Here is a 12,004-nt window from a genome sequence, read left to right on the forward strand (position 1 = left end):
CTCATATAATCGGCAGGGTGTTTCGGTAAAGCGTAATTGCGCAGCGAGCCCCTTCGGGCAGGGCCCGATCCGGCCTCAGCAATCGACACAATCGATAGAGTCACCCAGGCGTTGACGGTAGAAATAACTGCGCGAAATGGTGATTGACCGCGTTTCGCTGGAGAGCACGCCGGGCAGAACCATGAAAAGCTCGTGCGGCACGGAAAGCTCTGCACGCACGAGAAATGAATTGGCGGTCTTCAGATCAGCCGGCACATCTGTGACGCTGGTGCCAGCCGCGTAAGGTCGTGAGCCCGTCTGGTCCCAGGACCATTTCACCTTCGGGTTTCCACCGGAATCGATGCTGATGCCGGTGATCTTCAGCGATATCTTGGCGCCATTTGTATTGTAGGGGACGAAGATTGCCTTCGATACATTGAGCATGCCCGAGAGATAGGCCTTGTTGACGCTGGTTTGCTGTGTGACCAGATCGGCAACCGTGCCGGTTGCCTTTGTCACGCGCTTGGCAACACTCAGTCCGATGGTAAGCTCGAAGCAGCTTATGTAGATCGCAATCAGGATCGGCGCGATGATGGCAAATTCCACCCCACCAATGCCGGAACGATCCGCAAGATAGCGTCGTATCGGCATAAAAATGCCGCGATAGAGGCGGCCCGCAGATGAAGGAGAGCGTGCCATCACGGATAGTCCTCATTCTGCCAGGCAGATGTGCCGACGATCAGGAAGTCGCTCGGCATGGAGCCGTCCGGTCGGATATTGGTGATGTAGGGGCGAATGAGATCGGTGATGATCTGCCAGCGATAATAGGCCCGCATCATGTTGATCGACTTTGGCCCGCCGGGACTGTAGCCGAGCGAGGTCGTATCGATGTCCGCGTATGGTGAATTGGATTTCCGAGGGATCGTGGTCGGAATGGCGGCGAATGTGCTGAAGCTGCGTATATCCAGATACAGAAGCTTCGGCGTCTTGATCTCCTCCGGCGAGCATTTGATCATGATGGAGACCTCGTCGCAGAAGAGCTGACGGAATTCTTCCTTCGTCTTATCCGTCGAGCGGCCGAGCCCCACGGTGATCTGGCCCGTGCGCAACTGCCTGGATAGCGTATCCGTCGCGTTGGTGACCAGCTGTTCCGCTGTATAGGCAACGAAGGTCTCAATGATTGCAAAGACAATCATAAAGTAGGGAATGGCCAGAATAGCAAATTCGATTGCCGCAGCCCCGTCCTGGGAGCGCCAAAGGCTACGGCCCGGCCTCTTCGAAGCGGTCAGGGCTGAACCTGCGGATTGAGATCCGGCGTTCTGGCACATCGTTCATCAGTCTCCATGAGAGACCTGGACGCTAGGCGGATTATGTTGAGATTCCGTTTCCAGACTCGTTCCATTTGCACCAGACCGACACATCCTGATGCGGTCATGAAGATGGACGGGTCTCTACAACCTGCAATGATTAACGGCCGGAGGGCTGCTGTGCGGCGGCACTTGTATCGGCATGCAGCTCGCAATTGGGTGTGCAGGACAGAACGGATCGATCCGTCTGGCGGAAAACGCGCACAGTGTTTCCTTCATCAATGGAAACGAGAATGCGTTCATCTGCGATGGCATTGCCTTCCGCATCCAGCAATACCAGATTGGTTGCGCCGAATGCGCGACCTGTCAGCACGATGGTTTTGGGATCGGCAACTGTTGCATCGGCGACCTGCGCGTTGCCGATGATGACCTTGCTGACTGGGCGGTCCAGTTTCAGGATGCGCGCCTGATTCATATAGACGCGCAAGATTCCCGCCGTCTCCTGCGCCGTTGCGGCAAGCGGCATGAGGAAAAGCAAAGCAGCGGTGAGCCGGACCAGCAAAGTGGATGGCATGAATAGCGCCTTCTGAATCGGTGTTCTGTTTCTGAGCATGACGATTATTGGTGAATGAAGTCTTAATGTGCCGAATTCGGCGTGAATTTCAAATTGAGACAGTGGCGCCAAGAGATTTGTGTATCGTTTTGGAGTGATCGTTGATATGCGCTGCATCTAAAAACCCTTGTATTGCGGGCGAAATGCAACCGTTGGCTTCAAGGAATCGCGTTAGAACGCATTTTAGACTTTATATTTATTCACCGTTTACTCTGTGGTTGCTAACCTTCTCTTAACCGGATGGTAACCTCGTTTTTTAAGCGCTTGGAAATGCACTGCTCGTAATTTGGGGCCACCGAACAGCGGAAAACAGTTGTCGGCAGTGCTGAGTTCTACGATCCCCGGAGTTAGGAGAGACGAATGTCCAAGATTTTTGCGCGTTTCGCGAAGGAAGAATCGGGTGCCACGGCTATCGAATATGGCCTGATCGCTGCGCTGATCTCCGTCGCTCTGATCGCCGGTGCAACAACGCTCGGCAACAACCTCAATAACGTCTTCCAGAATATCTCTACGAAGATGAGTACAGCTGCAACGGCTGCTGCAAAGTAATTACGGCAGTCGGAAAATCGAGACCGTATTCCGCCAAGAGCCTTTGGTGTGACAGGAGTATTCGATGGAAGCGGCTTTCCAATTGGCTTTCATTTTTCTCCTGATTACGGCGGCCATCAGCGATCTTCTGACCATGAAGATTCCGAACTGGCTCTCACTGGCGCTTGGGCTGCTTTTCTTTCCGGCGGCATTTCTTGCTGGCCTGCATATCACCGCGATCGGCCTTTCGGCCGTCGCGGCGCTTTGCGTATTCGTCGCTTGCTTTGCTCTTTTCGCATTGAACGTCATGGGCGGCGGTGACGCGAAGCTGTTGACGGCCTCAGCGCTCTGGTTCGGCCTTGGCCAGGGCCTGATCGTGTTTCTGGTCAATGTTGCGTTTTGCGGTGGGCTGCTGACCCTGCTCATTCTCCTCATCCGGTGGAAGTCCTGCTGGGCGACGGATCGCGGTATCCGGTTGCCGCCTTCGCTTTCGACAGCCAAGAAAATCCCCTATGGCATTGCTATTGCGGCGGGCGCTTTACTCGCCATGCCCCAACTTGTTATTGTGGCCTGACTATTTTTACGTATATTATTTGATAATCATGCAGTAGGCAGCGCGGATTAATCTCTCTTTAACTATCCCTGTAAGTTCTACGTTAACCATAATTATACCATTGCCAGTCCATTGTCGGCGCAAACGTACCGACTCCTCAAGGATTGGCCATGAAACCCGCCCGTGTCATCATTCTCACCGTTGCAGTTGTCGCGGCAGGTCTTGCCGGCCTGTTGGCAATGAAGCTTTCGGGTGGGCAGACGGTCGTGCAATCGGCTGAGGCGGTCATCCGCAAGGAGCCCACGATCAACGTTCTTGTGTCGGCGGAAAATTTACCCGTTGGCGCACGTCTGAATGAAAAGTCCCTCCAGTGGATGGCCTGGCCGGAAGGCGGTGTGGTGGAGGGCTTCATCACGCAAACCAGCCGCCCCCAGGCCGTGGAGGAACTGACAGGCGCCGTTGTGCGCCTTCCGCTGTTTAATGGTGAACCGGTGCGTGCGGAGAAGGTGGCGGATTCCTCCAACCGGATCATGTCCTCCATCCTGCCAAGCGGAAAGCGGGCCGTCGCCACGGAGATTTCCGTTGCCACGGGCGCCGGTGGCTTTGTTCTGCCTAACGATAGGGTGGACGTGATCATGGTGCGCAAGAGGGAACAGGGCGGCTACAGCACCGAAAATGTCCTCAACAATATCCGTGTCCTCGCCATCGACCAGCGCATCGAGCAAAACGAAGATGGTACGCAATCGGTCATTGGAACGACTGCGACGCTGGAGCTGACGCCCGATCAGGCGCGCGTGATCGCCGTGGCGCAGCAGATGGCGGACAGATTGACACTTGCATTGCGCTCCGTTGCCGATGTGCAGGAGCCGGATACTCAATTTGCTGATTACCTGCTGGCTGGCGGCGGCAAGGGCGAAGTCCAGGTCATCAAGTCCGGGACGATCGTCGATGGCGCAAGCAGCACCACCGGCTCGGTTCAGCGCTAAGACTTTTTAGAGGAGCGGTCCCTGTGACATCTTGGAAGAAAACATTTCGCGCCTCTGCCGCAGCCGGTCTGAGCTTGTGCCTTGTCCTGTCGGATATTCCGGGAATTCTGGCAGTTGGTCCCGCCTTTGCAAGCTCCGATAATCTGGTACGCATCAACGAAGCAGGTCGCGGCGTTCACAAGAGGCTCAAGCTCGGTCTCAACAAGGCGCTGGTGGTCGACCTTCCAGCCGATGCCCACGATATTCTGGTGGCCGATCCCAGCATGGCGGATGCCGTGACGCGCACCTCGCGCCGGATCTATCTCTTTGGCAAGACAGTCGGTCAAACCAACATCTTCATCTTCGGGCCGGGCGGCGAAGAAATCGTGAGCCTTGACCTGGAAGTGGAACGCGACATTGACGGCCTGCAGGCCAATCTTCGCCGGTTTCTGCCGGAATCGGACATCAAGGTTGAAATCGTATCGGACAATATCGTGCTGACGGGCACAGTGCGCACGCCGCAGGATGCCGCCCAGGCCGAGAAGCTCGCCCGTGCCTTTCTGCAGGGTGGTGAGGCGACCACGCGTAATTCCACTGCAACGGGTGGTGCAACCTATGGTGGCGTTGCGATCTACGCGGAAGAGCGTCAGAGATCGCAGATCGTCAACCTCCTGACCATCGAGGGCGAAGACCAGGTAACGCTGAAGGTCACGGTCGCAGAGGTGAGCAGGCAGGTTCTCAAACAGCTCGGTTTCAATGGAAGCGTTTCTACCAATGGTAGATCCGCAAGCGGCGGCATTTCCTTCGCCAACCCCACCAATCTCGGGACCGCAGCCGCTGTTGGCGGGCTGGGCGGCGTGGTTGGCTCCATCGGCACCACGAGCCTTGCATCCTACGTCAATGCCATGGAGCAGGCCGGTGTCATGCGCACTTTGGCCGAACCGAGCCTCACCGCCATTTCCGGTCAACAGGCCAAGTTCTATGTGGGCGGCGAGTATCGTCTGGCAGGCCAGCAGGATGTGACGGTTGACGATACCACCAACCGGCCGACGGTCTCCCGTACGATACAGACAGTAAATTATGGCGTGGAGCTGAATTTCAAGCCCGTGGTCCTGTCTGCCGGGCGCATCAGCCTGAACATTGAAACCAACGTGTCCGAGCCGACCTATGAGGGCTCCGTCACGACCGGCAACGGCACGTCACCGCGGGTGCCGGGCGGCACCTACCTTTCACTGCGCAAGCGCGAAGCCTCCACGTCGGTGGAACTGCCCTCCGGTGGCTCCATCGTGATTGCCGGCCTGGTGCAGGATAATGTTCGTCAGGCCATGTCAGGTCTTCCCGGTATTTCGAAAGTTCCGGTTTTCGGCACGCTTTTCCGCAGCAAGGACTTCATCCGCAACGAGACGGAGCTGGTCATCATCGCGACGCCCTATCTTGTGAGGCCTGTGGCCCGCAACCAGCTCTCGCGCCCGGATGATAACTTCAATCCGGAAAACGATGCCGCAATGTATTTTCTCAATCGCGTCAACAAGCTTTACGGTCGCCAGGAGCAGCCGGCCCCATCCGGCCGCTATCACGGTGCGGTCGGCTTTATTTACAAGTAAGAGGCAAACGAGAATGATCCGCACACCGTATGCTTCGGCCCTTTTGCTTCTTTCTGCTGCCCTGCTGTCCAGTTGCGGCAATAGCCAGCTTGCGGCGAACGCGCCGCTGGACTATCGCCAGCGCCACCCCATTGTTTTGACCGATGCGGAAACTACGCTCGACATTCCGGTCGGAGCAAATGATTCGCGCCTGACGATCGGCATGCGTGACACGATCAAGGGCTTTGCCCAGAATTTCAGAAATTCTTCCGCCGGTTTCATGCAGATCCAGCTGCCGCAGGGCTCCGTGAATGCGGCTGCAGCCGCCCAATTGGCGGGCGATATCCGCAAGACCTTGCAGAGTGCAGGCATTCGCGGACAGCGCATCATCATGACCAAATATGCCGCTGGCGGTCCCGGTGATGCGGCCCCGATACGGCTGGCTTTCGTAGCGACCAAGGCAGTAGCTGGACCTTGCGGCGAATGGCCTGAAGATCTTTCCGACAACACCTTCGGCAACCGTAACTGGTATAATTTTGGCTGTGCCTCGCAAAGCAATCTTGCCGCACAGATCGATAATCCGACAGATCTTCTTGGTCCTCGGGCTCAGACGCCGATCGACGCGGCCCAGCGCGCGAACGTCATCAACACATATCGCACCAACGCGACTTCTGGCAGATAAGGGGACAGGGCATGGCTCCGATCCAGTACGACATCAGGATGTCCGCCGAGCAAGACGATACGGTGGAAGAGCAGGGACGCGTTGCCGACCTCGATTCCCTGCGTCCCTTGCCGCGAATTTCCATCCATGCCTTCTGCAACAGCGATGTCATGCACCGGATCATGGAGCGCCTGGGACAGGATCGCCGCATGTCCAAGGTCAATATGCGGGTGACCAGCGGCGGCGTCGATGCCGCTGCCAACATGTTTTCGGCGGCGCCGACACCGAACCTGCTGATTCTGGAGACGGAAGCGGAGCCGCAAAATCTTTTGAATGAGCTTGCCCCGCTGGCCGAGGTTTGCGACCCGTCGACGAGGGTCATCCTGATCGGCAAGCACAATGATATCACGCTTTATCGCGAACTGATCCGCAACGGGATTTCCGAATATCTGGTTGGTCCGGTGAAGATGCAGGATCTGCTGGGGGCCATCGCCTCCATCTTCGTGGATCCTGAAGCCGAACCGCTTGGCCGTTCCATTGCCTTCATCGGGGCAAAGGGCGGCGTCGGATCCTCCACCATTGCGCATAACTGCGCGTTCGGCATCTCCTCTCTGTTCTCCACCGAGACCATTCTCGCCGATCTCGATCTTGCCTACGGAACGGCCAATATCGATTTCGATCAGGACCCGGCGCAGGGAATAGCGGAAGCCGTCTACGCGCCGGATCGGCTTGATGAGGTGTTTCTGGATCGCCTTCTGACCAAGTGCTCGGAGCATCTGTCGCTTCTGGCCGCACCCTCACTGCTGGACCGCGCCTATGATTTCGAGCGCACCTCTTTCCAGCCGGTGGTCGAAGTGCTGCAGCGAAGCGCGCCGGTGGCCGTTCTCGATGTTCCGCACGCCTGGTGCGAATGGACACGAAGCGTGCTTGCGGAAGCCGATGAGGTGGTCATCACGGCGGTGCCGGACCTCGCCAATTTGCGCAATACGAAGAACATGCTGGATGCGCTAAAAAAGCTTCGTCCCAACGACAAGGCTCCGCATCTCATCCTCAATCAGGTCGGACTTCCCAAGCGTCCGGAAATTGCACCCGCCGACTTTCTGGAGCCGCTTGAGATCGATCCAATCGCCATCATTCCCTTCGATGGGCAGCTTTTCGGCAATGCCGCCAATAGCGGCCGCATGATCAGCGAGATGGATGCAAAATCGCCGACAGCCGAGATTTTCTCGCAAATCTCGCATGTCGTGACGGGACGAACCACGATGAAGAAGGCGAAGAAGGGCGGGCTTGGCATGGTGCTGGGGCTGCTTGGACGCAAGTAAGCAAGCTTAACTGAGAACTGGGTTGCAGGATGTTTGGCAAACGCGGACAAGATGGTTTTGGCAAGGCGGGGTCGCCCACGCCTGTCCATGCGCCGGCGCACGCCCCTCCCGCTTCCAGCAGCACGATGGGGCGCACGGAGCCGGACACGATACTGGATGTCGGCTCTGCGCCGCCGCAGCTGGGCCCCAGACAGCCGATTGCGCCACCGCCACTCAGCCCCACAACCGCAGGCGCCAAGCGGCGCACGCTTCGCGACGATGGCTATTACGACACCAAGGCCCAGGTCTTCTCTGCGCTGATCGATACGATCGACCTGTCCCAGCTTGCCAAGCTGGACGGTGAAAGCGCCCGCGAGGAAATCCGCGATATCGTCAACGATATCATCACCATCAAGAATTTCGCCATGTCCATTGCCGAGCAGGAGGAACTGCTCGAAGACATCTGCAATGACGTTCTGGGATACGGCCCGCTGGAGCCACTTCTGGCACGCGATGACATTGCCGACATCATGGTCAATGGTGCGGGGCAGACCTTTATCGAAGTGGGCGGCAAGACAATCGAGTCCGAAATCCGCTTTCGCGACAATGCGCAGCTTCTTTCCATCTGCCAGCGCATTGTGAGCCAGGTGGGCCGACGTGTCGACGAATCCTCGCCCATTTGCGATGCGCGCCTGCCGGACGGTTCGCGTGTGAACGTCATCGCGCCACCCTTGTCGCTCGATGGACCGGCTCTGACGATTCGAAAGTTCAGGAAGGACAAGCTGACGCTGGACCAGCTGGTCAAGTATGGCTCCATCACGCCGGAAGGTGCAGCGGTCCTGCAAATCATTGGCCGCGTTCGCTGCAATGTCGTGATTTCCGGCGGTACCGGCTCGGGTAAAACCACGCTGTTGAACTGCCTGACACGCTATATCGATGCAAATGAACGCATCATTACCTGCGAAGACACGGCGGAACTTCAGTTGCAGCAGCCGCATGTCGTGCGTCTGGAAACACGTCCCCCCAATATCGAGGGGGAGGGCGAAATCACCATGCGCGATCTCGTCAAGAACTGCCTTCGTATGCGCCCGGAGCGGATCATCGTTGGCGAAGTGCGCGGACCGGAAGTGTTCGACCTCCTGCAGGCCATGAACACCGGCCATGACGGTTCCATGGGCACGATCCACGCCAATACGCCGCGTGAATGCCTGTCGCGTATGGAATCCATGATTGCCATGGGCGGCTTCAATCTTCCCTCAAAGACGGTGCGCGAGATCATTTCCACCTCCGTGGACGTCATCGTGCAGGCCGCCCGCCTTCGCGATGGTTCGCGCCGGATTACCCACATCACCGAAGTCATTGGCATGGAAGGCGATGTGATCGTGACCCAGGATCTGGTTCGTTTCGAAATCGAAGGCGAAGATGCTGCGGGCCGTCTCATCGGCCGCCATGTCTCGACGGGCATTGCCAAACCGAATTTCTGGGATCGCGCCCGCTACTACAATGAAGAGCGCCGCCTGGCGGCAGCACTCGACCAGATGGAAATCAAGACCAACTAAAAAGGACCCGGGAATGGATCTGACTGTCGTCGCCCTCGCGGTCCTCGTTGCGATTGCTGCATCCGGTATTGCCTATGCGCTTCTTTTCTCGCGCATCGAGGTGGAAAAGAAAACCACAAGCCGCGTGACACGCCTGTCTTCCGGCGCAACCGATGGCACCCAGCTGAAGGCTGCACGTGACCGCGTGCAGGAACTGTCCAAGCGGCGCAAATCCGTACAGGACAGCCTCAAGGATCTTGAGAAGAAGCAGCAGGAAAAGAGCAGGAAATTCGGCGATCAAAGCCTGAAAGCGCGTCTGGCGCGCTCCGGTCTGCCGTTGACGCCTGGGCGGTTTTACACCTTCAGCGCCGGTTTTGCAGTGCTGATGGTGCTCGTCTGCCTGTTGGCCGGCATGCCTTTGATGGTGCTCGCCGGAACCGCGATTGTCTGCGGGATCGGCATCCCGCGCTGGGTGATCGGCTTCTTCATCCGCAGGCGTCAGGAAAAATTTCTGGAAGAACTGCCGAATGCCCTGGAAGTCATGGTGCGTTCGATCCGGTCCGGCCTGCCGCTCAACGATGCCATGCGGCTGATTGCCTCCGATGGCCAGGAGCCGGTCAAGAGCGAGTTCAGGCGGATCGTCGAGTCGCAGCAGGTGGGGCTAAGTACGCCAGAGGCCTGCGCCCGCATGATGTTGACCATGCCCCTGCCGGAGGTGAACTTCTTCTCGATTGTTATTGCCATTCAGAGCCAGGCGGGTGGAAATCTCTCGGAAGCTCTGGGCAATCTTGCCAAGGTTTTGCGTGACCGGCGCAAAATGAAGGCCAAGGTGCAGGCGCTTTCCATGGAAGCAAAGGCGTCCGCCGTCATCATCGGTTCCTTGCCCTTTATCGTCGCAACGCTCGTTTATCTCACATCTCCGCAGTACATCTCGGTGCTGTTCACCGATGCGCGTGGACACTTCATCCTGATGGCTGCCGGCGTCTGGATGGCTTTGGGTGTCTTCGTCATGCGGCAAATGATCAACTTCGATATTTGAGGGCGCTGAATGACCGAAGAACTCGCCCAGACCCTCACCAATCCTTCGACACTGGTTGCACTGCTGGTGGCGCTGGCGGTTTTCGCAACCTTCTACACGCTTGTCCTTCCCATGATCGAAGGGCGTGAGCTTAACAAGCGAATGCGTGCAGTCTCCACCGAACGCGATCAGATCCGCTCTCGCGAACGGGCGCGGATGAACAGTGATGCCAGCAAAGCCTCGTTGAGAACCCAGAAAAACCAGCCCGCGAGCCAGATCGTTGAACGTTTCAACCTGCGTGAAGCGCTGGTGGATGGCAATACCGTCAACAAGCTCAAGGCTGCTGGCCTGCGCACACAGAACGCCCTCAACGTGTTTCTGGTGTGCCGTTTTCTTCTACCATTTCTTTTTCTCGGGGCGGCTGCCTTCTGGATCTTCGGTCTTGGCAACCTGTCTTCCCGCCCGCTGCCGATCCGCCTGCTGATTACCATTGCCACGGCCTATATCGGTTTCTACGCGCCGAATATCTATGTCAGCAACCGCGTCAGCAAGCGTCAGGCGTCCATCAAACGGGCCTGGCCCGATGCGCTGGATCTCATGCTCATCTGCGTCGAGGCGGGTATCTCGCTGGAGGCTGCCATGCGGCGTGCGGCGGAAGAGATCGGGCAACAATCGCCGGAACTGGCGGAAGAACTGGTGCTGACAACGGCGGAACTTTCCTTCCTGCCGGATCGAAAGGTCGCCTTGGAAAACCTTGCCATTCGCACGCAGCTCGACATCGTCAAGGCCGTGACGACAGCTCTCATACAGGCCGACCGCTACGGTACGCCGGTGGCACAGGCGCTGCGTGTTCTGGCGCAGGAAGGTCGCGATGAGCGCATGAATGAGGCAGAGAAGAAGGCGGCGGCCCTTCCACCGAAGCTGACCGTGCCGATGATCGTCTTCTTTCTGCCCGTGCTGATTGCCGTCATTCTGGGACCCGCGATCATTCAGGTTTCGGATCGCTTCTGAACAACGCAAAGAAAAAGCTCACCCCGGAATGCAGGGCGAGCCTTTTTGCATGTGCGCTTTTGCGCAAAATCAGTTCGTGGCGTTCGTCGATCTGCCGTTCTTCTTGTCGGCGAGCTTTGCCCAGGTATTCTGCTGCGATAGCATGGAGCGCAGATAGGCCACATTGGCATCGGCCTGTGTGGGGTTGAGTTCGCGGCGGGCAATCTGTTCCGCTTCCTGGAAACGGCCCTGAAGACCAACCACAAGCGCCAGATTCTGGCGAACGCGGCTATCGGCGGTGGGCAGGTTTGCTGCCTTGCGCAGATAGGTTTCCGCCGTCTTCAAGTCGCCGGACAGAACATAGGACATGCCGAGGTTGGACATGACGCTCGGCTCGCCAGGCTGCGTGTCGAGTGCCAAACGGTATTTCTGCCGTGCCTCGTCCGCGCGGCCGAGTTGATCCAGAACAGCGCCTTCGGCGGAATAAAGCCGCCAATCGGGACGATCCGGCGTCTGCGCGCGATTGATCGTCTGCAGGGCCTGTTCCAACTGGCCAGCGGCAGCCTGGGCTTTGCCATAGGCGGCAAGCACGGTGCGATCGGCAGGATTTGCAATGGCGACCTGCTGCATGACCGCCAGCGCCTGCGTATTCTTGCCATTCATGCGCAGAATGCTGGCATAGTTCAGGCCGATCGTGCGATCCTTCGGATTGCGATCATAGGCCGAACCTGCCACCTTCTCTGCCTGCTCCAGTTCGGCTGCATTCATCTGCTCCAGGGGCTTGCCGAAGTTCATCGATGCGCTGGGAATGGACCCGGTCGTGATTCGGTCTGCGCGCTGCTGATTCGTGGTGCATGAGCCGAGCGTCAGCGGCAACAGAAGCCCACAAGCGACACTCATCCAGAGGCGGCGCTTGGTGGAAGGAGAAGAAAATGCGGTCATCATGGCTGTTTGCCCCAGTCCCTGAG

At 57.8% G+C, this 12,004-nt stretch carries 13 protein-coding genes; 9 read left to right on the plus strand and 4 right to left on the minus strand.

Annotated features, from left to right (window positions below; genetic code table 11):
- Window positions 1-75 precede the first annotated feature (75 nt).
- From ACFSE1_RS03960 to ACFSE1_RS03970, 3 genes are all read right to left on the minus strand, one after another.
- The gene (locus ACFSE1_RS03960) at window positions 76-678 is read right to left on the minus strand and encodes a pilus assembly protein (protein WP_377396821.1); all 603 of its coding nucleotides are present in this window, start codon (window positions 676-678) and stop codon (window positions 76-78) included.
- A complete protein-coding gene (locus tag ACFSE1_RS03965; protein ID WP_377396823.1) occupies window positions 678-1,307 on the minus strand; it encodes a TadE/TadG family type IV pilus assembly protein in 630 nt (209 codons plus the stop codon). Before ACFSE1_RS03965 ends, ACFSE1_RS03960 begins: the two co-directional genes overlap by 1 nt.
- Window positions 1,308-1,446: 139 nt before the next feature.
- Window positions 1,447-1,812, minus strand: coding sequence for a pilus assembly protein N-terminal domain-containing protein (locus ACFSE1_RS03970; protein WP_377397228.1), 366 nt, complete (start codon window positions 1,810-1,812; stop codon window positions 1,447-1,449).
- A 447-nt stretch (window positions 1,813-2,259) separates the two neighbouring features.
- On the opposite strand from ACFSE1_RS03970, the gene ACFSE1_RS03975 reads away from it, so the two are divergent.
- The 9 genes from ACFSE1_RS03975 to ACFSE1_RS04015 all read left to right on the plus strand — a co-directional run bounded on the left by ACFSE1_RS03975 (window position 2,260) and on the right by ACFSE1_RS04015 (window position 11,057).
- Complete coding sequence (locus ACFSE1_RS03975) at window positions 2,260-2,448, plus strand: Flp family type IVb pilin (protein ID WP_377396825.1); 189 nt, start codon at window positions 2,260-2,262, stop codon at window positions 2,446-2,448.
- A 64-nt stretch (window positions 2,449-2,512) separates the two neighbouring features.
- Window positions 2,513-3,001, plus strand: a complete 489-nt coding sequence (locus ACFSE1_RS03980) for an A24 family peptidase (RefSeq protein ID WP_377396827.1) — start codon at window positions 2,513-2,515, stop codon at window positions 2,999-3,001.
- A gap of 149 nt (window positions 3,002-3,150) precedes the next feature.
- Window positions 3,151-3,966 carry a Flp pilus assembly protein CpaB gene (cpaB, locus tag ACFSE1_RS03985; protein ID WP_377396829.1) on the plus strand — a complete coding sequence of 272 codons (816 nt, stop codon included), beginning with the start codon at window positions 3,151-3,153 and terminating at the stop codon, window positions 3,964-3,966.
- Between the two features lie 23 nt (window positions 3,967-3,989).
- Complete coding sequence (locus tag ACFSE1_RS03990) at window positions 3,990-5,549, plus strand: type II and III secretion system protein family protein (RefSeq protein WP_377396831.1); 1,560 nt, start codon at window positions 3,990-3,992, stop codon at window positions 5,547-5,549.
- Between the two features lie 13 nt (window positions 5,550-5,562).
- Window positions 5,563-6,210, plus strand: coding sequence for a CpaD family pilus assembly protein (locus ACFSE1_RS03995; RefSeq protein WP_377396833.1), 648 nt, complete (start codon window positions 5,563-5,565; stop codon window positions 6,208-6,210).
- Window positions 6,211-6,221: 11 nt separating this feature from the next.
- Window positions 6,222-7,511, plus strand: a complete 1,290-nt coding sequence (locus ACFSE1_RS04000) for a CpaE/TadZ family protein (RefSeq protein WP_377396835.1) — start codon at window positions 6,222-6,224, stop codon at window positions 7,509-7,511.
- A 29-nt stretch (window positions 7,512-7,540) separates the two neighbouring features.
- Entirely contained in the window at window positions 7,541-9,049 is a 1,509-nt protein-coding gene (locus ACFSE1_RS04005) for a TadA family conjugal transfer-associated ATPase (protein ID WP_377396837.1), read from the plus strand.
- Between the two features lie 13 nt (window positions 9,050-9,062).
- Window positions 9,063-10,067 (plus strand): type II secretion system F family protein, encoded by a 1,005-nt coding sequence (locus ACFSE1_RS04010; protein ID WP_377396839.1) that lies wholly within the window; start codon window positions 9,063-9,065, stop codon window positions 10,065-10,067.
- Between the two features lie 9 nt (window positions 10,068-10,076).
- On the plus strand, window positions 10,077-11,057 hold the full coding sequence (locus ACFSE1_RS04015) for a type II secretion system F family protein (protein WP_377396841.1): 981 nt from the start codon (window positions 10,077-10,079) through the stop codon (window positions 11,055-11,057).
- Between the two features lie 69 nt (window positions 11,058-11,126).
- Here ACFSE1_RS04015 and ACFSE1_RS04020 read toward each other — a convergent pair whose 3' ends face one another.
- A complete protein-coding gene (locus tag ACFSE1_RS04020; protein WP_377396843.1) occupies window positions 11,127-11,981 on the minus strand; it encodes a tetratricopeptide repeat protein in 855 nt (284 codons plus the stop codon).
- Between the last annotated feature and the right edge of the window lie 23 nt (window positions 11,982-12,004).

The sequence above is a fragment of the Affinirhizobium helianthi genome (assembly GCF_042680945.1).
Classification (GTDB): domain Bacteria; phylum Pseudomonadota; class Alphaproteobacteria; order Rhizobiales; family Rhizobiaceae; genus Neorhizobium; species Neorhizobium helianthi.